Source organism: Mycobacterium sp. 012931 (assembly GCF_000419295.1).
Lineage (GTDB): Bacteria > Actinomycetota > Actinomycetes > Mycobacteriales > Mycobacteriaceae > Mycobacterium > Mycobacterium marinum.
Genome location: NZ_AOPX01000001.1, coordinates 1497121 through 1523568 on the forward strand (window position 1 = coordinate 1497121; position 26448 = coordinate 1523568).

The 26448-nt window shown below is 66.4% G+C and carries 25 protein-coding genes, 1 pseudogene and 1 riboswitch; of the genes and pseudogenes, 13 read left to right on the top strand and 13 right to left on the bottom strand.

Features of this window, described 5'->3' with window-relative positions:
• The first annotated feature begins 32 nt into the window (after positions 1-32).
• Positions 33-474 (top strand): annotated as a pseudogene (locus MMSP_RS06815) (SRPBCC family protein).
• On the opposite strand, the gene MMSP_RS06820 reads toward MMSP_RS06815, so the two are convergent.
• Entirely contained in the window at positions 471-1667 is a 1197-nt protein-coding gene (locus MMSP_RS06820) for a pyridoxal phosphate-dependent aminotransferase (protein WP_020786015.1), read from the bottom strand. The pseudogene MMSP_RS06815 and the gene MMSP_RS06820 overlap by 4 nt on opposite strands.
• A 204-nt stretch (positions 1668-1871) precedes the next feature.
• Here MMSP_RS06820 and MMSP_RS06825 point away from each other — a divergent pair, with 204 nt between their 5' ends.
• On the top strand, positions 1872-3083 hold the full coding sequence (locus MMSP_RS06825; protein WP_036427131.1) for an acetyl-CoA C-acetyltransferase: 1212 nt from the start codon (positions 1872-1874) through the stop codon (positions 3081-3083).
• 4 nt (positions 3084-3087) lie between these two features.
• Positions 3088-5232, top strand: coding sequence for a 3-hydroxyacyl-CoA dehydrogenase NAD-binding domain-containing protein (locus MMSP_RS06830; RefSeq protein ID WP_020786017.1), 2145 nt, complete (start codon positions 3088-3090; stop codon positions 5230-5232).
• A 74-nt stretch (positions 5233-5306) separates the two neighbouring features.
• Here MMSP_RS06830 and MMSP_RS06835 read toward each other — a convergent pair whose 3' ends face one another.
• Complete coding sequence (locus tag MMSP_RS06835) at positions 5307-6518, bottom strand: FAD-dependent monooxygenase (protein WP_020786018.1); 1212 nt, start codon at positions 6516-6518, stop codon at positions 5307-5309.
• Between the two features lie 79 nt (positions 6519-6597).
• Here MMSP_RS06835 and MMSP_RS06840 point away from each other — a divergent pair, with 79 nt between their 5' ends.
• Both MMSP_RS06840 and MMSP_RS06845 read left to right on the top strand, forming a co-directional pair.
• The gene (locus tag MMSP_RS06840) at positions 6598-7134 is read left to right on the top strand and encodes a TetR/AcrR family transcriptional regulator (RefSeq protein ID WP_036427133.1); all 537 of its coding nucleotides are present in this window, start codon (positions 6598-6600) and stop codon (positions 7132-7134) included.
• 69 nt (positions 7135-7203) lie between these two features.
• Positions 7204-8187 (top strand): LLM class F420-dependent oxidoreductase, encoded by a 984-nt coding sequence (locus tag MMSP_RS06845; RefSeq protein ID WP_020786020.1) that lies wholly within the window; start codon positions 7204-7206, stop codon positions 8185-8187.
• A gap of 27 nt (positions 8188-8214) precedes the next feature.
• Here MMSP_RS06845 and MMSP_RS06850 read toward each other — a convergent pair whose 3' ends face one another.
• The 3 genes from MMSP_RS06850 to MMSP_RS06865 all read right to left on the bottom strand — a co-directional run bounded on the left by MMSP_RS06850 (position 8215) and on the right by MMSP_RS06865 (position 13321).
• Positions 8215-8535, bottom strand: coding sequence for a hypothetical protein (locus MMSP_RS06850; protein WP_015357116.1), 321 nt, complete (start codon positions 8533-8535; stop codon positions 8215-8217).
• Between the two features lie 795 nt (positions 8536-9330).
• Entirely contained in the window at positions 9331-10980 is a 1650-nt protein-coding gene (locus MMSP_RS06860; RefSeq protein ID WP_012396210.1) for a DNA repair helicase XPB, read from the bottom strand.
• 82 nt (positions 10981-11062) lie between these two features.
• Positions 11063-13321 carry a helicase-associated domain-containing protein gene (locus MMSP_RS06865; protein ID WP_020786022.1) on the bottom strand — a complete coding sequence of 753 codons (2259 nt, stop codon included), beginning with the start codon at positions 13319-13321 and terminating at the stop codon, positions 11063-11065.
• Between the two features lie 71 nt (positions 13322-13392).
• On the opposite strand from MMSP_RS06865, the gene MMSP_RS06870 reads away from it, so the two are divergent.
• From MMSP_RS06870 to MMSP_RS06885, 4 genes are read left to right on the top strand one after another with little or no spacing between them, the layout of a single operon-like run.
• A complete protein-coding gene (locus MMSP_RS06870) occupies positions 13393-13593 on the top strand; it encodes a hypothetical protein (protein ID WP_172607222.1) in 201 nt (66 codons plus the stop codon).
• Between the two features lie 8 nt (positions 13594-13601).
• Positions 13602-14138 (top strand): cyclic pyranopterin monophosphate synthase MoaC, encoded by a 537-nt coding sequence (gene moaC, locus MMSP_RS06875; RefSeq protein ID WP_086084976.1) that lies wholly within the window; start codon positions 13602-13604, stop codon positions 14136-14138.
• Positions 14135-14620, top strand: a complete 486-nt coding sequence (locus tag MMSP_RS06880) for a molybdenum cofactor biosynthesis protein B (RefSeq protein ID WP_020786023.1) — start codon at positions 14135-14137, stop codon at positions 14618-14620. The genes moaC and MMSP_RS06880 overlap by 4 nt, the downstream gene beginning before the upstream one ends.
• On the top strand, positions 14617-15042 hold the full coding sequence (locus MMSP_RS06885) for a molybdenum cofactor biosynthesis protein MoaE (RefSeq protein ID WP_011738644.1): 426 nt from the start codon (positions 14617-14619) through the stop codon (positions 15040-15042). Before MMSP_RS06880 ends, MMSP_RS06885 begins: the two co-directional genes overlap by 4 nt.
• Before the next feature lie 44 nt (positions 15043-15086).
• Here MMSP_RS06885 and MMSP_RS06890 read toward each other — a convergent pair whose 3' ends face one another.
• The 4 genes from MMSP_RS06890 to MMSP_RS06905 all read right to left on the bottom strand — a co-directional run bounded on the left by MMSP_RS06890 (position 15087) and on the right by MMSP_RS06905 (position 18188).
• Positions 15087-15980, bottom strand: coding sequence for a transglycosylase family protein (locus tag MMSP_RS06890; RefSeq protein WP_020786025.1), 894 nt, complete (start codon positions 15978-15980; stop codon positions 15087-15089).
• A 9-nt stretch (positions 15981-15989) separates the two neighbouring features.
• Positions 15990-16203: riboswitch (cyclic di-AMP (ydaO/yuaA leader) on the bottom strand.
• Between the two features lie 212 nt (positions 16204-16415).
• Positions 16416-16685 (bottom strand): MoaD/ThiS family protein, encoded by a 270-nt coding sequence (locus MMSP_RS06895; protein ID WP_012396204.1) that lies wholly within the window; start codon positions 16683-16685, stop codon positions 16416-16418.
• Positions 16686-16698: 13 nt separating this feature from the next.
• Entirely contained in the window at positions 16699-17781 is a 1083-nt protein-coding gene (moaA, locus tag MMSP_RS06900; protein ID WP_020786026.1) for a GTP 3',8-cyclase MoaA, read from the bottom strand.
• A complete protein-coding gene (locus tag MMSP_RS06905) occupies positions 17778-18188 on the bottom strand; it encodes a YccF domain-containing protein (protein ID WP_036426272.1) in 411 nt (136 codons plus the stop codon). The genes moaA and MMSP_RS06905 overlap by 4 nt, the downstream gene beginning before the upstream one ends.
• Positions 18189-18351: 163 nt before the next feature.
• Here MMSP_RS06905 and MMSP_RS06910 point away from each other — a divergent pair, with 163 nt between their 5' ends.
• From MMSP_RS06910 to MMSP_RS06920, 3 genes are all read left to right on the top strand, one after another.
• On the top strand, positions 18352-18756 hold the full coding sequence (locus MMSP_RS06910; protein WP_012396202.1) for a cold-shock protein: 405 nt from the start codon (positions 18352-18354) through the stop codon (positions 18754-18756).
• A gap of 186 nt (positions 18757-18942) precedes the next feature.
• Positions 18943-20895, top strand: a complete 1953-nt coding sequence (locus tag MMSP_RS06915) for an acyl-CoA dehydrogenase family protein (RefSeq protein ID WP_020786028.1) — start codon at positions 18943-18945, stop codon at positions 20893-20895.
• A 12-nt stretch (positions 20896-20907) separates the two neighbouring features.
• The gene (locus MMSP_RS06920; protein ID WP_020786029.1) at positions 20908-21912 is read left to right on the top strand and encodes a glutathione S-transferase family protein; all 1005 of its coding nucleotides are present in this window, start codon (positions 20908-20910) and stop codon (positions 21910-21912) included.
• Here the strand turns inward: MMSP_RS06920 and MMSP_RS06925 are convergent.
• The 3 genes from MMSP_RS06925 to MMSP_RS06935 all read right to left on the bottom strand — a co-directional run bounded on the left by MMSP_RS06925 (position 21909) and on the right by MMSP_RS06935 (position 25032).
• Positions 21909-22763 carry a hypothetical protein gene (locus MMSP_RS06925; RefSeq protein ID WP_015357106.1) on the bottom strand — a complete coding sequence of 285 codons (855 nt, stop codon included), beginning with the start codon at positions 22761-22763 and terminating at the stop codon, positions 21909-21911. The genes MMSP_RS06920 and MMSP_RS06925 overlap by 4 nt on opposite strands.
• A gap of 107 nt (positions 22764-22870) precedes the next feature.
• Positions 22871-23347: a DUF2771 domain-containing protein gene (locus tag MMSP_RS06930; RefSeq protein ID WP_223161725.1), complete on the bottom strand. Its 477-nt coding sequence runs from the start codon at positions 23345-23347 to the stop codon at positions 22871-22873.
• Positions 23348-23355: 8 nt separating this feature from the next.
• Positions 23356-25032: an MFS transporter gene (locus MMSP_RS06935; RefSeq protein ID WP_036427138.1), complete on the bottom strand. Its 1677-nt coding sequence runs from the start codon at positions 25030-25032 to the stop codon at positions 23356-23358.
• 138 nt (positions 25033-25170) lie between these two features.
• Between MMSP_RS06935 and MMSP_RS06940 the strand changes: the two genes are divergently transcribed.
• Entirely contained in the window at positions 25171-25974 is an 804-nt protein-coding gene (locus MMSP_RS06940; RefSeq protein WP_011738633.1) for a DUF3027 domain-containing protein, read from the top strand.
• Here the strand turns inward: MMSP_RS06940 and MMSP_RS06945 are convergent.
• Entirely contained in the window at positions 25971-26426 is a 456-nt protein-coding gene (locus tag MMSP_RS06945) for an SRPBCC family protein (protein WP_011738632.1), read from the bottom strand. The two genes, MMSP_RS06940 and MMSP_RS06945, sit on opposite strands and share 4 nt — an antisense overlap.
• Between the last annotated feature and the right edge of the window lie 22 nt (positions 26427-26448).

Below are 26448 nucleotides of genomic sequence, written 5' to 3' on the forward strand. Positions count from 1 at the left end.
AAACCTAGATTTTGGTTGCTAGTTTGGTGGCAGTGGCCATACAAGCGTCGGGTGAGATCGTCATTGATGCGGCCCCCTGAGGTGATCATGGAGGCGCTAGCCGACATGGGCGCGGTGCCGTCGTGGTCGGTGGTGCACAAGCGTGTCGAGGTCGTTGACCATTATCCGGACGGCCGACCTCACCACGTGCGGGTCACCATCAAGGTCACTGGGATCGCCGACACCGAACTGCTCGAATATCACTGGGGGCCGGACTGGATGGCCTGGGATGCCCAGAGGACCGTCCAGCAACACGGTCAGCACGGCGAGTACAACCTGCGCCGCGAAGCGGACAACAAGACGCGAGTGCGCTTCAGCATCACGGTGGAACCCTCAGCTCCGCTACCCGAGTTCTGGGTTAATCGTGCGCGCCGAAAGATCCTGCACTCCGCGCTGGAGGGATTGCGCAAGCGTGTGATGGGTACGGCTGACTAGGCCGCGTCACGCAGTGCGGCCAGCCGCTTGATCGCCTCGTCCAGGGTGTCTTCGCGTTTGCAGAAGGTAAAGCGCACCAAATGATTCCAGATATCGGCTTGGGTTGAAGCATGCTCGGCCACCGGATCGCAGAAGGCCGACATCGGGATGGCGGCAACCCCCACCCTCTCGGGCAGCGCGGCGCAAAACGCCGTGCTGTCGTCGTAGCCGAGCGGCCGCGGGTCGGCGCACAAGAAGTAGGTGCCGTGGCTGTCGTGTACCCCGAATCCGATCTCACTCAGGCCCGCGGCCAGCCGATCGCGTCTGGCCTGTAACGAAGTCCGCAGCGCTACGACCCAGGCATCCTCGGAATCCAGTGCCAGCGCCACCGCGGGCTGCAGCGGCGCCCCGCCGACATAGCTCATGTACTGCTTTGCCGCGCGCACCCCGGCGATGAGTTCTTTTGGGCCGCAAGCCCATCCGATCTTCCATCCGGTGCAGTTGAACATCTTGGCCGCGCTCGAGATCGTGACCGTGCGCTGCGCCATCCCGTCAAACCCGGCCAGGGGCAGGTGTTGGTGCCCGGTTGGCGAGGTGAACACCAGATGCTCGTACACCTCATCGGTGATCACCAATAGGTCTGCGGCCACCGCAATCTCTGCTATTGCCGCGAGCTCGGCACGGCTGAGCACCGCGCCGGTGGGATTGTGCGGGGAGTTGACGATCAGTGCGCGGGTCTTGGGTGTCACGGCGCGTCGCAGCGCATCGGCATCCAGCGCGAAGCCGCGGCCGTCGGGTACCAGCGGCACGGCAACTCGCTTCGCGCCGGCCATTGCTATCACCGGTGCATAGGAGTCATAGAACGGTTCGATCAACAGCACTTCCGAGCCGGGTTCGACCAGTCCCCGGACCGCGGCCGCGATGGCCTCGGTGGCGCCGACCGTGACCAGCACCTCGGTATCCGGGTCGTATTCGACACCGAAGCGTCGTCGACGCTGGGCGGCGATGGCCTGGCGCAGGGCCGGGATGCCCATTCCCGGCGGATACTGGTTGGCGCCCGCGGCGATGGCCTCTTGGGCGGCCTTCAACATCGCCGGCGGTCCGTCCTCGTCGGGAAAGCCTTGGCCAAGATTGACCGCACCAATGCGCGCGGCCAATGCCGACATTTCGGCGAACACCGTCGTCGCGTAGGGCTGTAGCCGCGACACCGTCATGTCGGTCGAGCCTAGCCCGAGCGGCGATGCGCGCCGTCGCGCGGCGTGGGGCGCACGCTGCCGCGGGCGGTGATCAGCGGCGCGGACCGCTCCAGCAACCTCGGCCCAACCAACAGGTTGGCCGAGGCCCCTGTTAGTGTGCCTGTACTGGACCTAGTCTTGATGACGGATCTGAACCCCAATTTTTGTGAACAGGAAGTCGACATGTCCGAAGAAGCCTTCATTTATGAGGCCATCCGCACGCCGCGTGGCAAGCAAAAGAACGGATCGCTAAACGAGGTCAAGCCGATAAGCCTGGTCGTTGGCCTGATCGAGGAGCTGCGCAAGCGCAACCCTGACCTCGACGAGAACCTGATCAGCGACGTCATCCTGGGCTGCGTGTCGCCCGTCGGTGACCAGGGCGGCGACATCGCCCGCGCTGCGGTGCTGGCCTCCGGGATGCCGGTCACCTCCGGTGGCGTGCAGCTCAACCGGTTCTGCGCATCGGGTCTGGAAGCGGTGAACATGGCCGCCCAGAAGGTGCGTTCCGGCTGGGATGACCTGGTGCTGGCCGGTGGTGTGGAGTCGATGAGCCGGGTGCCGATGGGTGCCGACGGCGGCGCCATGGGGCTTGACCCGGTCACCAACTACGACGTCATGTTTGTTCCGCAGGGCATCGGCGCCGACCTGATTGCCACCATCGAGGGCTTCTCCCGCGACGACGTCGACGCCTATGCGCTGCGTAGCCAGGAGAAGGCCGCCGAGGCGTGGTCGGGCGGCTACTTCGCCAAGTCCGTGGTGCCGGTCCGCGACCAAAACGGTCTGCTGATCCTCGACCACGATGAGCACATGCGGCCCGAGACCACCAAGGAAGGCCTGGGCAAGCTCAAGTCGGCCTTCGAGGGCCTGGCGGCGATGGGCGGTTTCGACGACGTCGCGCTGCAGAAGTACCACTGGGTGGAAAAGATCAACCACGTGCACACCGGCGGCAACAGCTCCGGCATCGTCGATGGCGCCGCGATCGCGATGGTCGGCAGCGAAAAGGCGGGGGCAGCGATCAACGCGACCCCGCGCGCCCGCATCGTCGCCACCGCGACCAGTGGCGCCGACCCGGTCATCATGCTGACCGGCCCGACCCCTGCCGCCCGCAAGGTGCTCGACCGCGCCGGCCTGACGGTTGATGACATCGATCTGTTCGAGCTGAACGAGGCGTTCGCGTCGGTGGTGCTGAAGTTCCAGAAGGACCTCAACATCCCCGACGAGAAGCTCAACGTCAACGGTGGGGCCATCGCGATGGGTCACCCGCTGGGGGCGACCGGCGCGATGATCCTGGGCACCATGGTCGACGAGCTGGAGCGCCGCAACGCCCGGCGCGCATTGGTCACGCTTTGTATTGGTGGCGGCATGGGTGTCGCGACGATCATCGAGAGGGTTTAAGTAAATGGCCGACAACACAATTCAGTGGGACAAGGATGCCGACGGCATCGTCACGCTGACCATGGACGACCCGTCGGGGTCGGCCAACGTCATGAACGAGGCCTACATCGAGTCGATGGGTAAGGCGGTGGATCGCCTTGTTGCCGAAAAGGATTCGATTACCGGAGTGGTGATCACCAGCGCCAAGAAGACCTTCTTCGCCGGTGGTGACCTCACATCCATGATCCAGGCCGGTCCGGAAGACGCCGGGCAGTCCTTCGACACGGTCGAGACGGTCAAGCGGCAGCTGCGAACCCTGGAGACGCTGGGCAAGCCCGTCGTCGCCGCGATCAACGGCGCGGCACTCGGCGGTGGCCTCGAGATTGCGCTGGCCTGCCATCACCGCATCGCGGCCGACGCCAAGGGCAGCCAGCTGGGTCTGCCCGAGATGACCCTGGGCCTGCTGCCCGGTGGCGGCGGGGTGACCCGCACCGTGCGCATGTTCGGTATCCAGAACGCCTTCGTGAGCATCCTGTCCCAGGGCACCCGGTTCAAGCCGGCCAAGGCCAAGGAGATCGGGCTGGTCGACGAGGTGCTGCCGACGGTCGAGGAGCTGGTGCCCGCCGCCAAGGCGTGGATCAAGGCCAACCCGGATTCCCACGAGCAGCCCTGGGACAAGAAGGGTTACAAGATCCCGGGCGGCACTCCGTCGTCGCCGGGGTTGGCTTCCATCCTGCCGTCGTTCCCGGCCTTGCTGCGCAAGCAGCTCAAGGGCGCTCCGATGCCGGCCCCGAAGGCCATTCTGGCCGCCGCGGTCGAGGGTGCGCAGGTCGATTTCGACACCGCCAGCCGCATCGAGAGCCGCTACTTCGCCTCGCTGGTCACCGGCCAGGTCGCCAAGAACATGATTCAGGCGTTCTTCTTCGACCTGCAGGCCATCAACGCCGGCAAGTCGCGGCCGGACGGCATCGGCAAGACCCCGATCGCCAAGATCGGTGTGCTCGGTGCCGGCATGATGGGCGCGGGCATCGCCTACGTCTCGGCCAAGGCCGGCTACGACGTGGTGCTCAAGGACGTCAGCGCGGAGGCCGCCGCCAAGGGCAAGGGCTACTCCGAGAAGCTGGTGGCCAAGGCACTCGAGCGCGGTCGCACCACCCAGGAGAAGGGCGACGCGCTGCTGGCTCGCATCACCCCGACCTCGGACCCGGCCGACCTCAAGGGCGTGGACTTCGTCATCGAGGCCGTGTTCGAAAACCAGGAACTCAAGCACAAGGTGTTCCAGGAGATCGAGGACATCGTCGAGCCCAACGCGGTGCTGGGATCGAACACCTCCACGTTGCCGATCACCGGTCTGGCCACCGGGGTCAAGCGCCAAGAGGACTTCATCGGTGTCCACTTCTTCTCCCCGGTCGACAAGATGCCGCTGGTCGAGATCATCAAGGGTGAGAAGACCTCCGACGAGGCCCTGGCCCGGGTGTTCGACTACACCCTGGCAATCGGCAAGACCCCGATCGTGGTGAACGACAGCCGCGGCTTCTTCACCTCCCGGGTCATCGGCACCTTCGTCAACGAGGCGCTGGCGATGCTCGGTGAGGGTGTCGAGCCGTCGTCGATCGAGCAGGCGGGATCGCAGGCCGGCTACCCGGCCCCGCCGCTGCAGCTGTCCGACGAGCTCAACCTGGAGCTGATGCACAAGATCGCTACCGCTACCCGCAAGGGTGTCGAGGACGCCGGTGGCACCTACGAGCCGCACCCGGCCGAAGCGGTTGTCGAGAAGATGATCGAGGTTGGTCGGTCCGGTCGGCTCAAGGGCGCGGGCTTCTACGAGTACCCCGAGGGCAAGCGTGCCGGCCTGTGGCCGGGCCTGCGGGAGACGTTCAAGTCGGGCACCTCGGAGCCGCCGCTGCAGGACATGATCGACCGGATGTTGTTCGCCGAGGCGCTGGAAACCCAGAAGTGCCTCGACGAGAACGTGCTGATGTCGACGGCCGACGCTAACATCGGATCCATCATGGGTATCGGCTTCCCGCCGTGGACCGGTGGTAGCGCGCAGTACATCGTCGGCTACGAGGGTGCGCTCGGCCGGGGCAAAGAGGCCTTCGTAGCCCGCGCCCGCGAGCTGGCCGCCAAGTACGGCGACCGCTTCCTGCCGCCGGACTCGCTGACCTAAGCGTCAGGCTTGGCGAGCAGACGCGGAATCGCGTGCGACCCACGGTCGCAATGCGATTCCGCGTCTGCTCGTGCCTATCCGGGCCGTGGTGGGGCGTATTCCTTGAACCGCATTGAGTCGTAGAGCCGCACACCCTTGGTGTTCAGCTTCGCGACCGCTTTGGTGAGGCCACCGGGCAGCATTGAAACCAGCTGCGCACCGTGGGTCAGCGCCCACACTCCGGCTTTCGATCGCGGAATGAGGCTCACGGCGACCCCGCTGGCAAAGGTGCGGCTGCGACTTACCGGGTCGGCCATCTCTCGCTCGTAGGCGGCGAACGCTCGCGCGTAGTCGCCGCCCGCTTGGGCCGGTTCCCCGGCCAGTATGTAGGCGCCGAGCACCGACAGGCTGGTGCTGCCGCCGACCGCGGGCTCCGGGCAGTAGCCGGCGTCGCCGACCAGTGTTACCCGCCCGCGCGACCAGGTGTCGAGCTGCAACTGGGTGATCGAGTCGAAGTAGAACGCTGGTGTGCGGTCCAGCTCTTCGAGCCAAAGGTCCACCTGCGGATGCATTCCGGCGATCGCTTCACGCAATAATTCCTTTTGCCGCAAGACATCTCGGTAGTGGTATCGCAGTTCCTCCTGGGTGCGGAACAGGAACAGCAGGCGCGCGTCGTCGAGGGGCGCTGCGGTGTAGACCGCTGCCATCCGGCCGGGCCCGACGTGACCGACCATCTCGCCGTCGTGTGCCAGTCCTTTCGGCACCGACACCACCGCGAGGTACCCGCCGAGGAATTGAGTGTGTCCGGCGTCTTCGCCGAAGACCAGGCGCCGCACGTTGGAGTGCAGCCCGTCGGCACCGACCACGATGTCGAAGCAGCGTGGCGCGGCCTGCTCGAAGCTCACCCGTCCGTCCGGCGAGATGGCTGTGATCGAGTCGCCGAACAGGTATTCGGTGTCATGGCGGCTGGCCTCGTAGTAGATCTCACTGAGATCGTCGCGCATGATCTCGACATGCTGGTCGGACGTGGCGCCGAAGATCTTGGCGAGATTGACGCGAACTGGCCGCCGCGCGCCCTCGCGATACCAGGTCAGGGTTTCGGTCCCGGTGGCCAGCGCTTCGATCTTCGATAGCACGCCCATCTTCGCCGAGATCTCCATGGACGGCCGGAACAGGTCAACGGCATGGCCGCCGGCCTTGCGCAATTGTGGCGCCCGCTCGACGACGGTGACATCGAATCCGTAGCGGCTCAGCCAAAATGCCAGTACCGAACCGGAGATGCTGGCGCCCGAAATCAAGATCCGCACGTCGGCCTCCTACTTACTTAACGTTCGGTAAGGCCAACATGGGGTGCTTACCTAACGGTAGGTCAGATAGCCTCGTGTGGTGACCAAGCCCAGGTCGGACACCAGGCGGCGGATCCAGGAAGTCGCTCGCGAACTATTTCTGCGCCAAGGTGTGCGGGGCACCCGCTTGCAGGACATCGCAGACCGGCTGGGGATCACCAAGCCGGCGCTGTACTACCACTTCGCGTCACGCGAAGACCTGGTGCGCAGCATCGTGGTGCCGTTGATCGAAGAGGGTGAGCGATTTGTCGCGGAGCGTGAGCGGCTTGCCGACGGCAATGTCCGCGGCCTGCTCGAGGGGTACTTCGATTTCCACTACCGGCATCGTCAGGACCTGATGCTGGTGGTGGTCGAACTGACGTTGCTGTCCGACCTCGGTCTGATCGACACCGTGCTGGCCTGGCGGGAGCGGCTCGGTCGGCTGGTGTTCGGCGCGGCGCCGACGCTCGGTCAGGCGACCCGGGCGGTGCTGGCATTTGGTGGATTGCAGGACTGTTGCATGCAGTTTCCGGACGAGCCCTATGCGCAACTGCGGCAGTACTCGGTGGAGGCGGCGTTGGCCGCGCTTGGTGTTTGACGCCGGGCTCGGGGCGGGTGCTTGGTGCCCGCTCCAAATTCGGAGGCCGCCGGGCATATAGTCCGAGCTATGCGCTTTGGTCTCTTCATTCCGCAAGGCTGGCGAATGGATCTCGTCGGCATCGCGCCCGAGCAGCACTGGGCGGTGATGCGTGACCTGGCTACCTACGCCGATGCCAGCGCCTGGGACTCACTGTGGGTCTATGACCACTTCCATACCGTGCCATTGCCCAGTGACGAGGCCACCCATGAGGCCTGGTCGCTGATGGCGGCCTACGCGGCGGTGACCTCGAGGATCAAGCTCGGCCAAATGTGCACCGCGATGAGCTACCGCAATCCGGTATATCTCGCCAAGGTGGCGGCCACCGCCGACATCATCTCCGGCGGGCGCATCCAGATGGGGATCAGCGGTGGCTGGTACGAACACGAGTGGCGTGCCTACGGCTACGGATTCCCTTCGGCCGGGGTGCGGTTGGGCCGGCTGGACGAAGGCGTGCAGATCATGCGGGACGCCTGGCGCGACGGCAAGGTCAGTTTTGACGGCAAGCACTATCAGGTCGACGGCGCGATCGTCGCGCCGAAGCCGTTGCAGAACAATGGAATTCCATTGTGGGTTGCCGGTGGCGGGGAGAAGGTGACGTTACGTATCGCCGCACAGTACGCGCAGTACACCAACTTCACGCCCCAGCCCGAACAGTTCGCGCACAAGTCGCAGGTGTTGGCGGAGCATTGCCGCAAACTGGGCACCGAATTCGACGCCATAGTGCGATCGGCCAACTTCACCGCCGTCTTGGGTACCTCGGAAGCCGACGTCAAAGATCGGCTGGGGCGAGTCCGTGACCGTCTGGTCGGCTACGTGCCCGAGGCCGTGGCCGATTCGATGGTTGGCGGCCTGCCGGATTCGGCGACGGGCACGCCCGAACAGGTCATCGAGCGACTGGCGCAGATTCGTGACCTTGGGTGCGAATACGCGATCTGCTATTTCCCGGAAGCCGCGTATGACCGCTCCGGCATCGAGTTGTTCGAGCGTGAAGTGATTCCCGCGCTGAGCTAGCGGCCACCGCGGCTGCTGGGCCCCGGTCTACTGATTCGGGATCGAAGCCGGGCCGCGCACCGTGCCCTCGACATAGCCGTCGTGCAGTCCGCGATCGATCTCTCGTTCCGTCGCGCTCGGAATGTGAACTGGCAGTTCGGTACAGCCGTTGCTCAGGCTCTGCAACGGGCTGGCGTCGGCGCCGGCAGGCGCGGTTCCGGCAACGCAGTCAGCCGCGCTGGCCGATGCCGCTGCGCTCACACCGAAACCGACAGCGATGGCAGCGCCGACAAGTAGTTTCGCGACCAGGGCGGTGGACTTTTGGTTGAGTGATCCCAGGGGCAGAGCGCGCGCATTCGGGAAGGACATGAAGACTCTCCTTTCGGGGCCGGCGCGGCCCGGGCGAGTTGGTGTGGGAAACGCCAGAACTGCCTACGGGCGAGATGGCGCTGGTGGTTGTGAGGGCGGTCCCGGCGAACGGTGCCGGGCGGCCAGGGGGACAGAGGTGCGATGGACGCGCCGAAGCGGCGGGCCTGAGCGGCGGTGGGTATGCGGTGCTACGTCACAGCGGCGCGATTAGCGCTGCGCCATCAGCAACGGGCCACGCAGAGCCGCATTAGCGAATCTTGACCGCCCGCAGCATTGGCGGGCTTGGCGGTATGGGTGAGGTTGGGCGCCAATTCCATTGCGAAAAGCGATGCCGGCTGCGGCGACCAGACCAAGTTCGGTGATAGAGGAATCCAGTTCGGCGGCCGACCACACGTCATCCACATGCTGTGGAACGGCTTGGTGTGGGTTGGTACCGAGCCTGATGCCGTGGCGTTGTCAACATGGCTCACGGCCGGGGAATCGGCATGTAGTTGTGTTGACCCGAGGGCCCCGGAATGCGGGCTGTGGACTGAAATCCCGTGTGACCATGTCACCGGTTCGGGCAGCGAGGCCGCAGAGAACTTGGGGCGCAACGCCCAACCTGCGATCAACGCAACAAACACACTCGGCGCCGCGGCAACCACGATGGCTGACTGCCATCGCTGGATGCGCCGATCGCTGCGGGTGCTCATAAACGCCCGAATGTACAACACGACTCTTGGGCGGCCAATGCCCTGAGCTGTGAAAACGAGCAAAGTCAGGTGTGTGTTCTACCTACCCCGTCTGCTCGCCAGGCTAGATCGCCGGGCCCAGCAGGTCGTCGGCGTCGCGGATGATGTAGCCATAGCCCTGTTCGGCCAGGAATCGTTGCCGGTGTGCGGCGTATTCGGCGTCCAGGCTGTCGCGGGCAACCACCGAATAAAACATTGCGCCACCGCCGTCGGACTTGGGGCGCAGCAACCGGCCCAACCGCTGTGCTTCCTCCTGACGCGAGCCAAAGGTCCCCGAAACCTGCACCGCCACAGAGGCCTCCGGCAAGTCGATGGAGAAGTTGGCCACCTTCGACACCACCAGGGTGGCTATCTCGCCACGCCGGAAGGCGTCGAACAGCGCCTCTCTTTCCCGAGTTTTTGTCGCTCCCTGGATGACCGGAGCATCAAGTTCGGTGCCCAGCTCTTCGAGTTGATCCAGGTAGGCCCCGATCACCAGGGTCTGCTCGCCGGGGTGCCTCTGCAGAATCGACTTCACCACAGCGATCTTGGTGTGCACCGTCGAGCACAGCCGGTAGCGTTCCTCGGGCTCGGCGGTGGCGTACGTCATGCGTTCGCTGTCGGTCATGGTGACCCGGACTTCGACACACTCCGCCGGGGCGATCCAGCCCTGCGCTTCGATGTCCTTCCATGGCGCGTCGTAGCGCTTGGGGCCGATGAGGGAGAAGACGTCGCCCTCGCGGCCATCTTCGCGGATCAGCGTCGCGGTCAGGCCCAGTCGCCGCTTGGACTGCAGGTCGGCGGTCATCCGGAACACCGGTGCCGGCAGCAGATGCACCTCGTCGTAGATGATCAGGCCCCAGTCGCGGCTGTCGAAGAGCTCGAGGTGGCGGTACTCGCCCTTGGAGCGGCGGGTGATCATCTGGTAGGTCGAGATGGTGACCGGCCGAATTTCCTTGCGTTCTCCGGAGTACTCGCCGATCTCTTCCTCGGTGAGCGAAGTGCGGGCCACCAGTTCGCGTTTCCACTGCCGCGCGGCGACGATGTTGGTGACCAGGATCAGCGTGGTCGCCTGGGCCTTGGCCATTGCGGCCGCGCCGACCAGTGTCTTGCCCGCCCCACACGGCAGCACCACCACGCCGGAGCCGCCGGCCCAGAAGGAGTCGGTGGCCAGCTGTTGGTAGTCGCGCAGCTCCCACCCGTCGGGCTGCAGGCTGATCGGATGTGCCTCGCCGTTCACGTAGCCGGCGAGATCTTCTGCGGGCCAACCGATCTTGAGCAGCAGCTGCTTGACCCGGCCTCGCTCGCTGGGGTGGACGATTACGGTGTCGTCGTCGATGCGGGCGCCCAGCATCGGCGCAATCTTCTTGTTGCGCAGCACTTCTTCGAGCACGGCCCGATCCAGGCTGATCAGCGTCAACCCATGCGCGGGGTGCTTGACCAGTTGCAGCCGGCCATAGCGGGCCATGGTGTCGACGATGTCGACGAGTAGTGGCTGGGGTACCGCGTAGCGCGAGTGGGTGACCAGCGCGTCGACCACCTGCTCGGCGTCGTGGCCGGCCGCCCGGGCGTTCCATAGGGCCAGCGGTGTGATCCGGTAGGTGTGCACGTGTTCCGGTGCGCGCTCGAGCTCGGCGAACGGCGCGATGGCCGCGCGTGCGGCGCCGGCCTGCTCGTGGTCGACCTCGAGCAGAACCGTCTTGTCGGATTGCACGATCAGGGGTCCGTCGGTCATGCGTGCCGCCCTTCGTCACAGCAGGGTGCTAGCCGCACCGCATCGCCATCTGGGTGGTCACCGAAGTGGATCATGGGATCCATTATTGGCCGTCGGCCGAGACGACCGACGTGATGCGGTGCACAGCGAAGTCACGCAGCTTTCCCGAGGTGGAATCGATGGCGGTCAACTGACCGCCCCGGATGACGATGGGGGACACCACTCGCTGGGTGGCCACGCCCGCGGCGTCGAGGTAGCCGATTACCAGGGTGGCCTGGTCCTTTGCGGCGCGCTGCAGCAGCGACATCGCGACGGCCGGATCGATGCGGATATTGCCGAACGGTGCCGAGGTCACCGTGCGCAGCACCTCGATGATGCCGTTCAGCGTCTCACCGCTGGGCCGCGCCGGGGGCCGATAGGGCCGGCGTTGGTTGGGCGCGGGAACCCGGGCGCCGCGGGGCCGGACGTCGACAATCGCGCCGGTGGAGTCCTCGGCAGCGGGGGCGAAGCCCGCACTGCGCAGGGCGACGAGGACCTCGCCGATCGGGGCGGGTGAGACCGCCACGGTCGGGGCCAGGGCGCGCAGCTGCACCGCCTCGGCGGCGGGTGCCGCTACGGCTTGGGCTAGCAACGCGGGGTCTTCGCAGCGCACGAACGAGGTGGCCATGCCGATGCGGAGTTGGCCGTGCCGGCGCGCCACGTCGTCGATGAGGTAGGTGAGCCCCTGCGGGGCCGGTGTCTTGGAGTGGTCCGCGAAAAACGTGTGCATCCAGCCGCGGGTCTTGCCGATGTCGAGCGCATGCCGGATGGATTGTTCGCTGAGCCGGTACACCATCGCCGCACCGGCCGATTCGATGGTCGCCACGGTTGCCAGTTCATCGGCGAGGTCGCGCTGCAGCGGACCGGGTACCACGACGGTCAGGTCCGCTTGGACGAGAAAATGGTCGATCGGCTTCGGCAGCGCCGCGGCCATTGCGGCAATCACGGCGGCGGGGTCGCCGCCGTGTTCCAGCAGGGTGCGCCCGGGCTTGCTGATCGCGCCGCGCCCGACCAGCCCCAGGGCCTCGCTCTCGGCCAACAGATCCGAGATCGGCTCCGGCTGCAGTCTTCGGCTCCATCGCGGGCGCTGCCAGATCAAAGCGGCCGAAGCCGTCACCGGATCGACACCGGCGCCGGCGGGTAGCTCAGCGAGCATGCCCAGCAGCAGCCGGCGATCCAATGGCGCTGCAGTCGAGAACAGCGAATCAGACAAGGCGCTATAGGGCTTGGCGTCGGGGCCCCGGCTGCCGATCAACGCCGGGCGGCCGGGCAGATCGAGCCACGCGGTGGCCAGTAGCTGCCACCGCTCGGCCGGTGACATCGTGGTGAACCGGTCGGCGGTGGCCGTCGGCGCCCAGTACGGTCCGTCACCGTGGTCGGGCAGCGGATCGGGCATGCCGCTGGCGATCAGTCCGGCCGCCGCCGCCACCTCGAGGATCAGGCCTAGGCGCGCCTCGTCGATTCCGACCGCCTTGGCGATCCGCTTGATCTCACGCACCCCGAGTCCACCGCTGCGCAGCTCGACAACCGGCATGGTGCCGAGGTTCTCCAGCAGTGCTTCCACCTCACGCAGCAGGTCGATCACCGCTCCGGCGGCCGTCGCGTCGACGTCCTCGGGGGTGGTGGTGGAAACCACCGGGTCGGGTGCACTGAGCTGCATCGGACCGGGCCGTTCGCCGCGGAGCACCTGGCCGACGTGGCGGGGCAAGATCACGGTGTCGGCGTCGATGCGCCGCAGCAGTCCCATCGTCAAGAGCTGCGGCACCGGGCGGTCCGGGGCGGCACCGGGTGCGGCGTCGCGGGTGCGGCCCATCGGCGACCCCTCGCGCAGTTTGTCCAGCACGTCGCGTTGCGGCTGGTCCCGCCCGGCGATCAGTTCGGCAATTTGCTCGCCGGTTCGTGAGTTGTCCTCGAGAGTTGCCTGCCCCGGGTGCCAGGGCAGCGCGGTGCCGGCATCGGCGGCGATCCGAACGGTGGTGTCGCCCCAGGCCAGGGCGCGCAGCTTGAGGTCGGTGAGCGCCTCGGTCAGTTCGGCCTGGGTGGCGCGCTCACCGATCAGCGACACCAGCTTTGCGATCGGCACCGGCTCGGTGTCGGCCAGCAGCACCAGCAACGCATCGAGCACCGCCAACCGCAGGAAGTCGAGTTGTTCGGTCGCAGCCTTGACCGATTGACGGGCCTGGGCCCGCGCGGCCAGCGCGGCGATGCTGCCAGGTGGCGGCTGGGCAAGGTCCGGCCGCAGCTCGAGTAGCGTGATCAGCCGCTCGTCGGGCAATTCGGCCAGCCAGGACCCCAGCGGGATTTCCGGGGTGTGTTCGGTCATTGCTGATCAGCGTAGGCCCGACCGGTGACCTTGCGCCGCGGACGGCAGGTAAACCTGTCAGAATGGACGCCGTGGCTGACATTGCTGAAGGCAAGGCGGGTAAGAGCAAGTACGTGGACAACGGCTGGCCGACCACGGATCCGGATGACCACGCCGTGAGCGAGCTGGTGACCGACCGAACAGGGGCGCTGTCTCCGTTCGGTGAGGTGGTGTTTCCGCTGGCCGCAGACGATCTGCCCTACTTGCACCCGGTGACAGTCGTCAACAGGTAGTCGTTGGGATGGCCGAGCCCCCCAACGCATCCGAGGCCCCCGCGGCATCGGCGACACCCGGGGCAGGCTCTTATCCCTCAGGTGGGCTATCGCATCTGGATGAGCGGGGAGCCGCGCACATGGTCGACGTCACCGAGAAGGGGGCCACCAGACGCACGGCTGTTGCTGCGGGCTTTCTGCGCACCTCGACGGAGGTGGTGGCGCTGATCTCGAGCGGCGGCCTGCCCAAGGGGGATGCGCTGGCCACCGCGCGGGTGGCGGGAATTCTGGCGGCCAAACGCACCAGTGACTTGATCCCGCTGTGTCATCAGCTCGCCCTGACCGGTGTCGACGTTGATTTCACCATGGCTGAGGCGGATGTCGAGATCACCGCGACGGTGCGCAGCACCGACCGAACCGGTGTCGAGATGGAGGCACTGACCGCTGTCAGCGTCGCGGCCCTTACGCTCTACGACATGATCAAAGCGGTCGACCCAGCCGCTCGTATCGACGATGTCCGGGTGCTCAGCAAACAGGGCGGGCGCAGCGGAAGCTGGTCGAGGTGAGCACGGCTCGCTCGGCCCAAATCATCATCGCTTCAACGCGTGCGGCATCCGGTGTGTACACCGATGAATGCGGGCCGATTATCGCTGAATGGCTTGAGCAACGCGGCTTTTCGCCGCTGGAATCCAAGGTGGCCGCCGACGGTAACCCGGTCGGCGAGGCGCTGCAGGACGCGGTCGAGGCCCAGGTGGACCTGATCATCACCTCGGGCGGCACGGGGATTTCGCCTACCGACTCGACCCCGGAGCAGACCGTGGCGGTGCTGGACTTTGTGATCCCGGGATTGGCCGACGCCATCCGGCGCGCCGGCCTGCCGAAGGTTCCGACTTCGGTGTTGTCCCGAGGGGTGTGTGGTGTGGCCGGCCAAACCTTGATCGTCAACCTGCCTGGTTCACCTGGCGGCGTTCGGGACGGGTTGGATGTGCTCGCCGACGTCGTGCACCACGCGCTCGATCAAATCGCTGGCCAAGACCACCGGCGATGACGCAGGTTGTGCGGGCCCTGCTGACCGACCAGCCGATCTCTCTGGCCGAACACGAGGAACTGGTGGGCCGGCCGTCGGCGGGAGCTGTCGTCGGTTTCGTCGGGGTGGTGCGCAACCACGATGGTGGCCGGGAAGTGTTGCGGCTGGAGTACTCCGCGCACCCGTCGGCCGGCCAGGTGCTAGCTGAGGTGGTGGCCGATGTCGCCCAACACGCCGCCGGTGTGCGCGCGGTCGCGGCCAGCCACCGAATCGGGGTCCTGCACGTGGGCGATGCAGCCTTGGTGGCCGCCGTGGCTGCCGATCATCGCGAGGCCGCGTTCACCACGTGCGCGAAGTTGGTCGACACGATCAAGGCGCGGCTTCCGGTGTGGAAGCACCAGTTCTTCGGTGATGGTTCCGAAGAATGGGTGGGTTCGGCCTAACCCGCTCGGCTTTTCGCGCCGGTCGGTTTAGGGGTGACCCTGTCTCAGGCGAAGACGGCCGGCTGCGCGAGCGCGTCGAGCGCGTCGTTGCCGCTGATGTTCTGTCCCACGATCGCCTGCCACAACTTCTTAGTGTAGGCGACGGTCGAAGCCTCGTGGACGTCCACCGGCGGTGCCAGGTCTTCGGGGGCCGGCGGCAGGTCGGCCGGGGCGGGCACGTCGTTGCCCACCAGCTCCACCGGGGCCGCCACGTCCTCCGGCGCCGGCGGAAAGTCGGCCGGCGCGGGCGCGGCCACATCCTCAGGCGCAGGGGGGAGGTCCTGCGGCGCGGGCGGCAGGTCTTCTGGGGCGGGGGGCAGGTCGGCCGGGGCCGGGGGTGCCAGGTCTTCGGGGGCCGGCGGCAGGTCGGCCGGCGCGGGCACGTCGTTGGCCGCCAACTCTACCGGGGGTGCCGGGTCAGCCGGGGGCGGGACGTCATCTCCGGGGGGCGGGGCCAGCGGTGCCGGCTCGCCGTTGATTCCGGGGGCGTCGAGCGGGGCATCCAGCGCGGCCGGAGCGGGGACGTCGCGGGGAGTGGCGGCCGACAGGCCGTGTCCGCATACCGGCCAGGCTCCGCGGCCCTGAGTGGCCAGGACGCGCTCGGCGACCGCGATCTGCTCTTCGCGACTGGCCAGCTGCGCGGATGGCGCATATTCGCCGCCACCGTGGGAGGCCCAGGTGCTCTGCGCGAATTGGACGCCGCCGTAGTAGCCGTTGCCGGTGTTGATCGCCCAGTTGCCGCCAGACTCGCAACGGGCCACCTGGTCCCATTCGCCGTCGGTGGCCGCGGCCGCGTGGCCGGCAAGGGCGATACCACCGCCGCCGAGCACCGCGCCGGTGAAGGCGATCTTGGCGACGCTGACGTTCGAGGTAGTGGGCTTACGGTGACGTCCACTCATACGTTCAGTAATTCCTCTCGGTACACGCCTGCGAGGTCAGCTGTCGGGTTCGGGTTGGAGAGGTTACCCGGCCAGCGTCGTACTACATCTGTGGGACGACGTCGGCTTCACCCCAAGGGCCGTGAAGGGCCCGGTCCGATCTCGGTGGACCTGGCGGGTCCCCCGCCTCCATCCGTGGGTCGGAATCCCCCGCCTACCGGATGGAGCTCGGCGCGTTGTAGGGAGGGCAGGCAAGTCAGTTGGGTTCGGTTGACCAGCCCTGAGAGACGATAGCGGTTTCAGGCGTTCTCGTCACGCACGAAGTAATGAGGTGTTTTCCGCGCAACCGTGGGCTAAAACGCCAGGAACGACCACTGTTTCCGCAGCTCATAGCGTCCCGACATCACCTCGTGTCCCGGTCGTTATCGTTCCGTTACGTGAGGCAATTCACAGGGCTTAGCCGCCGGCGAATGGCGGGAGTACGTCAACCGTGTCGCCGGTGGATAACGCGGTGGCGTCATTTCGGACAGCAATTCCGTCCCTGAGGTAAGAGCATCGGCCCAACACCGTCGCCAGCCGCGTGCTCCGGCCGGCCAGCGTGTCGACCAACTCGGCAACGGTGGCGTCAGGCCGCAACCCGACCGTTTCGCACTCGATCCCCGCCGCCGCCCGTGCGGCCGCGAAGTAACGAACGGTGACCTCGATCCCGGCGGGCTGATCGGGCACGGGCGCCTTCGGGCTAGCCACCGATCGCGCTCATGGGGCGCTGGGGCTGGACGAAATCCGGGTTGTTGATCCCGTGGCCGGCCGGTTTGGCCCACATCGCGCCGCGCCACGCCGCTTCGATCGCCTCGTCGCCGGCGCCGGCGCGCAGCAACCCGCGAAGGTCGGTTTCCTCGGTGGAGAACAGGCAGCTGCGGACCTGACCGTCGGCGGTCAGCCGGGTGCGGTCACACGTCGAGCAGAACGCGTGCGAAACCGAGGCGATGACCCCGAACTTACCGGCGGGCGTGTCAGGACCGGCGTCGACCAGCCAGAGCTCGGCAGGAGCCGAACCGCGTGGCGCTGGATCAGGCCGAAGCCGGAAATGGGGTTGCAGCGCCGCCAACACATCGTCGGAGCCCAGCAGCGCGTTGCGCCGCCACTGATGTCCGGCGTCGAGTGGCATCTGCTCGATGACCCGCAGCTGGTAGCCCTGCTCCAAACAGAATCTCAGCAACTCGACGACGTCTTGGCGGCCCGTCTCGGGGTCCAGCACGGCGTTGACCTTGACCGGAGTCAAACCGGCAGCCCTGGCGCCGGCCAGGCCGTCCAGCACATCGGTCAACCGGTCCCGGCGGGTGACGGCCGCGAAGTGGGCGCGGTCCACGGTGTCCAGCGACACGTTGACCCGGTCCAAACCCGCCTCCGCCAATGCCGCTGCCCGCTTCGCCAGACCCACACCATTGGTCGTCAACGAGATTTTCGGGCGGGGCCGCAGTTGGGCCGCTGCCGCGACCACCTCTTCGAGATGCCGGGCCAACAGCGGCTCGCCGCCGGTGAACCGCACGCTGGTGATCCCGAGCCGGGTAACCGCGATGCGGAGCAGCCTGGCCAGCTCCGCCGGTCCAAGCAGCTGCTCGCCGGGCAGCCAGTTCAGGCCTTCCGCGGGCATGCAGTAACCGCAGCGCAGATTGCAGCGGTCGGTTAGTGACACCCGCAAGTCGGTGGCGGACCGGCCAAAGCGATCCAGAAGCGGACCATCGCCCGGTGCGTCGGATGCGATCGCCGAGCCTTCCGACCGGCCACGCACCGTCGGGACGCCCAGCGCGGTCACCGTCATCGGGCCACCCGCTCGTATCGGGTCGGCCAGTCGGCGGAAACAATCTCCTTGCCCAGCGGAACCAGTGACACCGGGATCAGCTTGAGGTTGGCCAGCGCCAGCGGGATCCCGATGATCGTTATCGCCATCGCCATCGCCACTGCGCTGACCAGGTGCCCGATGGCCAGCCAAAGCCCGAACAGCAGGATCCAGATGACGTTGCCGATCAGGGCGCCGGTTCCAGCGCTGGGCTTTTCGACGATCGTTCTGCCGAACGGCCACAACGCGTAGGACGCGATCCGCAACGCCGCGAAGCCGAACGGAATGGTCACGATGAGCAGAAAGCAGATCAGCGCCGCGACCAGGTAACCCAGGGCCAGCCAAAGGCCGCCGAACACCAGCCAGATAACGTTCAGTATTAGGCGCATATCTCCTCCAGCAGTGGTGCCAGCCTACCGAGTGCCGGATAAACAGGGATGCTTGGCGGGCCAGCATCCGAGTAGGATCTGTGATCGTCCTCGCGTCCTGCGCATGCGGGACGCATCTTTTTGTTGTAAACCCAGTGATCCGTCAGACAAGCAGGTGAGAGCAGTGCCGACCGGCAAGGTGAAGTGGTACGACTCCGACAAGGGGTTCGGCTTCCTGTCGCAGGAGGAGGGCGAGGACGTCTACGTTCGTTCCTCTGCGTTGCCGGCAGGCGTCGAGGGGCTTAAAGCGGGGCAGCGGGTGGAATTCGGTATCGCGTCCGGGCGGCGCGGACCGCAGGCGTTGAGCCTCAAATTGCTCGACCCGCCACCGAGCCTCACCCGCACCCGCCGCGAGGCCGTTGAGCACAAGCACAGCCCCGACGAGCTACACGGCATGGTCGAGGACATGATCACGCTGCTGGAGAGCACCGTGCAGCCAGAGCTGCGCAAGGGGCGCTACCCGGACCGCAAGACCGCCCGGCGGGTCTCCGAGGTGGTCAAGGCCGTGGCGCGGGAGCTCGACGCTTAACCGTTGGCGCAATACGTCCGCTCGGGCATCGAATCGGGTTGACGTCAGGGCTTTTTCAAAGTGGCTGGCCCGCTGGCCGCGTTCGTCATCGTCGGGCACTTCCGCTTGCCGTTGTGCGCCGTAGTATTGCCTGCGTACGGCACCAGGTTTTTCCTATCGCGGTGAAGTCGTAGCGCGGAGGCAACGATGGCACAGCAGGCGCAGGTCACCGAGGAGCAAGCGCGAGCTCTTGCCGAGGAATCCCGTGAAAGTGGCTGGAATAAGCCATCTTTCGCGAAGGAGCTATTCCTCGGACGCTTTCCGCTGGAGCTGATAAATCCCTTCCCCCGGCCGTCGGACGCCGAGGAGGCGCGCACCGCGGCGTTTCTGTGCCGGCTGCAGGAGTTTCTCGGCACCATTGACGGCAGCGTCATCGAGCGAGACGCCCAGATTCCCGATGAATACGTCAAGGGCCTGGCCGAACTGGGTTGCTTCGGCATGAAAATTCCGTCCGAATATGGCGGATTGAGCATGTCGCAGGTTGCCTACAACCGCGCGCTGATGCTGGCATGGACGGTCCACACCAGCCTGGGCGCGCTGCTGTCGGCGCACCAATCGATCGGTGTGCCTGAGCCACTGAAACTCGCCGGAAGCCCCGAGCAGAAGAAGAAATTCTTGCCGCGGTGCGCCGCCGGTGCCATCGCGGCCTTCCTGCTCACCGAGCCCGACGTCGGATCCGATCCGGCCCGGCTGGCCTCGACGGCCACACCGATCGACGACGGTCAGGCCTACGAACTCGAGGGGATCAAACTGTGGACCACCAACGGTGTGGTTGCCGAATTGCTGGTGGTGATGGCCCGGGTGCCCAAGAGTGAGGGGCACCGGGGTGGAATCAGCGCATTCGTGGTCGAGGCCGATTCACCCGGAATCACCGTCGAACGGCGCAACAAATTCATGGGACTGCGCGGCATCGAGAACGGCGTAACCAGGCTGCACCGCGTGCGGGTGCCCAAGGAGAATCTGATCGGTCGGGAGGGGGACGGTCTGCGGATCGCGCTGACCACCCTCAACGCCGGGCGGCTGGCGATACCCGCGATGGTGACGGGGGCGGCCAAATGGTCGCTGAAAATTGCGCGTGAGTGGTCCGGCGAGCGAGTGCAATGGGGCAAGCCGCTGGGCAAGCACGAGGCGGTCGCCGGCAAGATCTCGTTCATCGCCGCCACCACGTACGCGCTTGAAGCGGTGGTGGAGATATCGGGTCAGATGGCTGATGAGGGCCGCAACGATATCCGCATCGAGGCGGCGCTGGCCAAGCTGTGGTCCAGTGAGATGGCGTGCCAGGTCGCCGATGAGCTGTTGCAGATCCGGGGCGGGCGTGGCTATGAGACCGCCGAGTCACTGGCTGCGCGGGGTGAGCGTGCGGCACCGGTGGAGCAGTCGTTGCGTGATGTTCGGATCAACCGGATCTTCGAGGGATCCAGCGAGATCATGCGGTTGCTCATTGCCCGCGAAGCGGTAGACGCGCACCTGGCCGCCGCTGGGGATCTGGCCAAACCCAACACCGATCTTCGGAAGAAGGCGGCAGCCGCGGTTGGCGCCAGCGGGTTCTATGCAAAATGGTTGCCGCAGCTGGTATTTGGTGAGGGACAGCGGCCCAAGGCGTATCACGAGTTCGGCCCGCTGGCCGCTCATCTGCGATTCATCGAACGCTCGACTCGCAAGCTGGCCCGAAACACCTTCTACGGGATGGCCCGCTGGCAGGCCAAGCTGGAACAAAAGCAGGGCTTTCTCGGTCGCATCGTCGACATCGGTGCGGAATTGTTCGCCATGTCCGCGGTATGCGTGCGGGCCGAAGCCCAACGGGTCGCTGATTCGATCGTCGGACGGCAGGCCTACGAGCTGGCGGAGGCATTCTGCGGGCAGGCGACTCTGCGGGTGGAAGCGCTGTTCCACGGGTTGTGGACCAACACCGATGTCGGCGATGTCCGCCTGACCAACGACGTGTTGGAGGGTCGGTATGCCTGGCTGGAGGATGGAATCATCGATCCTTCCGAGGGCACCGGACCCTGGATTGCGCATTGGGAGCCCGGGCCGTCCACGCAGCCGAATGTGGCTCGGCGCTTCCTGCCTGACTCGACGTCAGCCGAGGCGAAGCCGTAAGGCTGTCCACCCATGGGCTCATATGTTGCCGGCGCCGGTGAATTCAGCCGCGACACCAACTACATCACCACCCGCATCACCGCCGACGGGCGCGACGGCTATGCGGTGCAGCCCGGTCGCTATCGCCTCATCGTTGCCCGGGCTTGTCCGTGGGCCAACCGCGCCATCATCGTGCGCCGCCTGCTGGGTTTGGAACCCGTTCTTTCCATAGGCTTTTGCGGACCCACCCATGACGCGCGCAGCTGGACCTTCGACCTTGATCCCGAAGGTCTGGACCCGGTGTTGCAGATCCCGCGACTACAGGACGCCTACTTCAAGCGCTTCCCGGAGTACCCCAAGGGCATCACCGTTCCGGCGATCGTCGATGTACCGACCGGCGCGGTGGTCACCAACGACTTCGCGCAGATGACCTTGGACTTGTCCACGCAGTGGGCCGCCTACCATCGCGACGGCGCCCCGCAGCTGTACCCGTCACGGTTGCGACTCGAGATCGACGAGGTGAGTCAGCGGATCTACACCGAAGTGAACAACGGCGTGTACCGCTGTGGCTTTGCCGGCTCACAGCAGGCGTACGAGGCCGCTTTCGATCGGCTGTTCGGCGCATTGGACTGGTTGAGCGATCGTCTGGCGAGTCGACGCTATCTGGTGGGGGACACCATCACCGAGGCCGACGTGCGGCTGTTCACCACGCTGGCCCGTTTCGATCCGGTGTACCACGGTCATTTCAAGTGCAATTGGTACAAGCTCAGCGAGATGCCCGTGTTGTGGGCGTACGCTCGTGATCTGTTCCAGACCCCGGGATTCGGCGATACCGTGGACTTTGTCCAAATCAAGCAGCACTACTACATCGTGCACGCCGACATCAACCCCCCCGGGATTGTTCCCAAAGGCCCCGATCTGGCTGGCTGGTTGGCGCCGCACGGGCGGGAAGCGCTGGGCGGCAGGCCCTTCGGTGATGGCACGCCGCCCGGGCCGCCGGTCGCAGGGGAGCGGGTCCCGGCCGGTCACGGAGCCTAGGTTCTGCGCACGAGCGCGTGTCGAACCTGCGCCACGACGATGTCAGGCCGGTTTTTCAGTGTCTGCGCGTTGACTCGAACAATCGTCCACCCGCGCGCTTCGAGTTCGGCCGATCGATCGAAAGCGTCGCTGCGCGCCGCGTTATTCCACTGACCTGCGCTGTCAAATTCGACGCCGACTTTGCATTCCGGCCAGCCCATGCCGATCCGGGCCGCCACCGCGCCCCAATCGTCGAGTACCTTGATCTCGGTTTGGGGCGCTGGCAGGCCAGATCGAATGATTAGCAAGCGAATTCGCGTCTCATAGGGCGAATCGGCGCCGGCGTCGACCAGCGGTAGTGCCTGACGTAGCTGGATCAACCCGCGAGCACCGCGATGTCGCTCGGCGAGCATCTCGACGTCGGCCACCTTCAGCTCGGTGGCACGCGTCAGTGCATCGAGTCGAATCACCGCTGTGGTCAGTCCTTTTCGCCTTCCGAGGTCGAATGCCGTGCGCGCCGGAGTGGTCAGGGCGATGCCGTCGCGCACGCATACCTCGTCCTCATCGAGGCAGGCGCTGTGGGAAATGATGCCGCGCGCCTTGTCCCGGCCCCGTCGGTTGAGTTCGGCCGGTAGCCAATCGTCGATCCATCCCGTGCGGTGCAGCGCCGCGGCGGACAGGCCCACCGCCGTTGCGGACCGCCCCGACCACAACCACGCGGCGATGGCCCGCGTCACCGCCGTCAGCTTCTTCCCGCGGGGGATGTACACGTTGCGGTGAACCATCTCGAAGTGGGTCCGCAACCGGTGTGGTGTGACGGCTCCGGCGGCTAGTGCTTCAGTGCCCCGGAACGGCCAGTCCAAAATCTCCATGCCGACACGGTGCCTGGCCGTACCGACACGTCCGAGCGAATGTCGAGTTGTTGGGGGTCCCGCGAAGATCTGCCGACGGCGCGCCGCCCGGTGAGCCGATGAGGTGGCTAGAAGACCACGCGCACCGACCATTCCGCGTGCGGTGCCTCCCGCAGTTCACCGGAGGGATCGACCACCAACGTCAGCAACTGCACGACCACCCCGGTGAGCCGCCCGCGTTGCGGGTCGACGGTGGGGATGGTGACAGCCAACCGACTGTTCGGCCGGAAGATGACGGCGGTGGTATTGGGCGGGTCGTCGTAGAGCTGCAGCAGCCGCCACGGTGCCCGGGAAATGGCCTGCGGGACCGACAGCTGGACCGGATAGCGTTCGGTCACCGGCAGTTCGCCCTGAGTCTGCGGCGTCTGGCACTCGTCGAGCCTGAGCACGTCGCAGTACATGTATGGACCTACCCGGGTCAGGTGCCCGTGTGAGTACAGGCTGATCTCGGGCCGTTGTGGACCGGAATTGCGTGCCAGTAGCCAGGCGCCGACGCCCGCGCTCGCCGACAACCCCAGCACCACGACTGCGATCAGCGCAGTCATCCAGCGTTTCACTGCGGTCCCACTCCCGCCGTTGCGGTCCCCCGGCGCGTGGTCTCCTGCTCGGCCATGACGGGACGGTTGCCCCCGAGGCCGGGTATCAGCGAGTCGCCCCGAAAGCTGACAATTGTTTGTGCCAGACCCAGGATCAGCAGCGCGCTGACCGTGGTGAAGCCGATCCACAGGTCGGTGTAGATCAGCACGCCGACCGCCCCGCCCAGGACCCATGCCAGCTGCAGGGTCGACTCCGAGCGGCCAAAGCCCGATGCCCGCGATTCCTCCGGGAGGTCGTGTTGCAACGACGCATCCAGTGAGGCCTTGGCGATCGCACTCGAGCCCGACGTGACCAAGGTGGCGATGGCGGCAGTCACGAGGTTGCCGGCCACCGCGGCCGCCAGCGCGAAAGCGGTGACCACCACGGTGCAGCGCACTACCAGCACCGCCGGCCTACCCAGCTGTAGGCGAGCGCTGGCGAAGTTTCCGGCGAAATTGCCGATTGCGGCCGCCGCGCCGATCAAGCCCAGCATCCCCAGCTGAACCCACCCGTTGGCATCGTGGGCCTTGGCGACAAACGCCGGGTACAAGAACAGGAAGCCGACCATCACCTTGATGGTGCAGTTACCCCACAGCGAGGTAATGATGTTGCGGCCCAAGGGTTGTCGCAATGCTCCGCTGAGATTCTTGACTTCTTCGGGCCAGCTTCGGCGTTGCCTGCCACGGTCGCGGTGGTAGCTCAGTGTCGCGGGAACCTCGCCCGCGGTCACCTCGACCCAGCGCGGAATGCGCATGGACAGCAGCGCACCGGCCACGGTGACCGCGACAACGACGAACAGCGCTCCCGGCAACTCGAACAGGCGGGTGCAGGCGAACTCGACCCCCGCCGCGACGGCACCGCCGGCCATGGTCCCGCCGAGCAGGCCGAATACCGTCAGGCGGGAGTTGACTCGCACCAAGTCGATGGACGGCGGCATCACCCGGGGCGTCATGGCACTGCGCAGCACGCTGAAGGACTTCGACAACACCATCATGGCCAGTGCGCAGGGATAGAGCACCCAGGACGGGAAGCTTCCGCTGGCCCCGTCGTAGTTCATGATCAGCACCAAGGCCAACACCGTGCGAAGTCCGAACGAGAGCGCCAACGCGACGCGCCGGCCGTGCTGCAGTTTGTCCAGCGCGGGACCGATCAACGGGGCGACCACGGCGAACGGAGCAATCGTGATCAGCAGGTAGAGGGCCACCTTGGATTTGCTCTCGCCGCTGGCCGCCGCGAAGAACAAGGTGTTGGCCAGTGCCACAGCCATCGAGGAGTCGACCGCGAAGTTAGCCATCGTCGGCCACGTCAGCGCGGTCAACCCCGACTTGTCGGCGCCGTCGGCGGTCGCGGCGCGCTGGACCATCCAGTACATCCGCGAACCCATCTCCCGGCTGCGCATTGCCGCGGCGCGGGTGACGGTGATCCGTTCACCGCTGCTGAGACCGCGCGGGGGTGGTGGGGGCGCCTCGTTCCCCTCCGCGTCGTCTTCGGATTCCGGCTCCCGGTCCAGCGGCGGGAGGTAGCGGTTGGCGCTTGGCATGGGCGGTGGACGGCGCGTGCGACGGTTGCCGGGGCCGCCGGTGGGGTAGTTCGCCATCCCCGGGTGCTCACTGACCGATCCGTTTCGGGTGCGGCGGCCCGGGGACGCGGCCATTCGGCCCTGGTGATCACGCCGCCATCCAGACACAAGTCAATTCTGTCCTATCTCGCCGCCCCGTGTAGGCAACCGGGTGTGGCTCGCCTCCCGTGTCTTCCGGCAGTATGGGAGTCGCTTGCAGAAAGGAAAGGGAATGTGACCGGACCCTTTGAGGACTCGACGGAATCCTCCGCGACGGCCGTGGCCGAGTGGCCCGAAGAGCTGGCGCCGACGCTCACGGGTGCGGTTGCGCTGGCCAGGGAGGCTGTCGAGGAGTTCAGCGGCGCCGAGGCTGTCGGAGATTACCTGGGCGTCAGCTACGAAGATCCCAATGCCGCCACCCACCGATTCCTGGCGCATCTGCCCGGCTACCAGGGCTGGCAGTGGGCCGCAGTGGTGGCCAGCTACGTCGGTGCCGATCGGGTCACCGTCAGTGAGGTGGTGCTGGTCCCGGGCCCAACCGCGCTGCTGGCGCCGGCCTGGGTGCCGTGGGAGCAGCGGGTACGGCCGGGGGATCTAAGCCCGGGAGACCTGCTGGCGCCGGCGAAGGACGATCCACGGCTGGTGCCGGGTTACGCCGCCAGCGGTGACGCTCAGGTCGATGAGACCGCGGCAGAGGTCGGGCTCGGCCGGCGCTGGGTGATGAGCGGTTGGGGCCGTGCCGAGGCGGCGCAACGATGGCACGACGGAGACTGCGGCCCCGACTCGCCGATGGCGCGATCGACCAAGCGAGTGTGTCGAGACTGTGGGTTCTTCCTACCGCTGGCCGGATCGCTGGGCGTGATGTTCGGGGTATGCGGTAACGAACTGGCGGCCGACGGACGCGTTGTCGACAAGCAGTACGGTTGCGGCGCGCACTCGGATACCCCCGCTCCGGCGGGCACCGGCTCACCGATGTACGAGCCGTATGACGACGGAGTGCTCGATGTCGTGGAGAAGCCGGCCGAGTCGTCGGACTAGCCTGCTTCGGCGGCAGCCTTGATCCTGGCCAGCGAGGTGTTCATGCCTTCGACCAGCTCACGTTCAAAGTTCGTGTTGCCGCCGAGCAGGGCATTCACCGACATGCTCGAGAATGCGCTGACGCCGTTTTCGGCGTGACGGCTCTCGGTCAGCCGGGTTCCCGCGCCGTGCGGCGCCAGCTCATAGCTCCAGATCGTGCGGTTGGTATCGACCCGGAATGCCAGCTTCTGCTCGGGGATGACCTCCACGATTCGGGAGCTGGTGGGCCAGAACAGGCGGTTGCGGCGGTTGAAGTTCAGGGTGCGGGTGCCCTGGCGCAACGGGCCGAATTGGTGCATCCAGCGGCACTGCGGGCTCCACTCGGGCATCCGTCGCAGATCGGATATCAACGCCCAGACCTTCGAGGGTGGCGCGTCGATATCAATGTGCGTTTGCAACAGCGGAGATGCCATGGGTCCTCCCGGGTAGGCAATT

Excerpts from the sequence above, each read along its gene's own strand:
- MMSP_RS06820 (WP_020786015.1), bottom strand. The coding sequence starts at position 1,667 with ATGACGGTGTCGCGGCTACAGCCCTACGCGACGACGGTGTTCGCCGAA.
- MMSP_RS06825 (WP_036427131.1), top strand. The coding sequence starts at position 1,872 with ATGTCCGAAGAAGCCTTCATTTATGAGGCCATCCGCACGCCGCGTGGC.
- MMSP_RS06830 (WP_020786017.1), top strand. The coding sequence starts at position 3,088 with ATGGCCGACAACACAATTCAGTGGGACAAGGATGCCGACGGCATCGTC.
- MMSP_RS06845 (WP_020786020.1), top strand. The coding sequence starts at position 7,204 with ATGCGCTTTGGTCTCTTCATTCCGCAAGGCTGGCGAATGGATCTCGTC.
- MMSP_RS06850 (WP_015357116.1), bottom strand. The coding sequence starts at position 8,535 with ATGTCCTTCCCGAATGCGCGCGCTCTGCCCCTGGGATCACTCAACCAA.
- MMSP_RS06860 (WP_012396210.1), bottom strand. The coding sequence starts at position 10,980 with ATGACCGACGGACCCCTGATCGTGCAATCCGACAAGACGGTTCTGCTC.
- MMSP_RS06865 (WP_020786022.1), bottom strand. The coding sequence starts at position 13,321 with ATGACCGAACACACCCCGGAAATCCCGCTGGGGTCCTGGCTGGCCGAA.
- moaC (WP_086084976.1), top strand. The coding sequence starts at position 13,602 with ATGGCCGAGCCCCCCAACGCATCCGAGGCCCCCGCGGCATCGGCGACA.
- MMSP_RS06885 (WP_011738644.1), top strand. The coding sequence starts at position 14,617 with ATGACGCAGGTTGTGCGGGCCCTGCTGACCGACCAGCCGATCTCTCTG.
- MMSP_RS06890 (WP_020786025.1), bottom strand. The coding sequence starts at position 15,980 with ATGAGTGGACGTCACCGTAAGCCCACTACCTCGAACGTCAGCGTCGCC.
- moaA (WP_020786026.1), bottom strand. The coding sequence starts at position 17,781 with ATGACGGTGACCGCGCTGGGCGTCCCGACGGTGCGTGGCCGGTCGGAA.
- MMSP_RS06905 (WP_036426272.1), bottom strand. The coding sequence starts at position 18,188 with ATGCGCCTAATACTGAACGTTATCTGGCTGGTGTTCGGCGGCCTTTGG.
- MMSP_RS06915 (WP_020786028.1), top strand. The coding sequence starts at position 18,943 with ATGGCACAGCAGGCGCAGGTCACCGAGGAGCAAGCGCGAGCTCTTGCC.
- MMSP_RS06920 (WP_020786029.1), top strand. The coding sequence starts at position 20,908 with ATGGGCTCATATGTTGCCGGCGCCGGTGAATTCAGCCGCGACACCAAC.
- MMSP_RS06925 (WP_015357106.1), bottom strand. The coding sequence starts at position 22,763 with ATGGAGATTTTGGACTGGCCGTTCCGGGGCACTGAAGCACTAGCCGCC.
- MMSP_RS06930 (WP_223161725.1), bottom strand. The coding sequence starts at position 23,347 with ATGACTGCGCTGATCGCAGTCGTGGTGCTGGGGTTGTCGGCGAGCGCG.
- MMSP_RS06935 (WP_036427138.1), bottom strand. The coding sequence starts at position 25,032 with ATGGCCGCGTCCCCGGGCCGCCGCACCCGAAACGGATCGGTCAGTGAG.
- MMSP_RS06945 (WP_011738632.1), bottom strand. The coding sequence starts at position 26,426 with ATGGCATCTCCGCTGTTGCAAACGCACATTGATATCGACGCGCCACCC.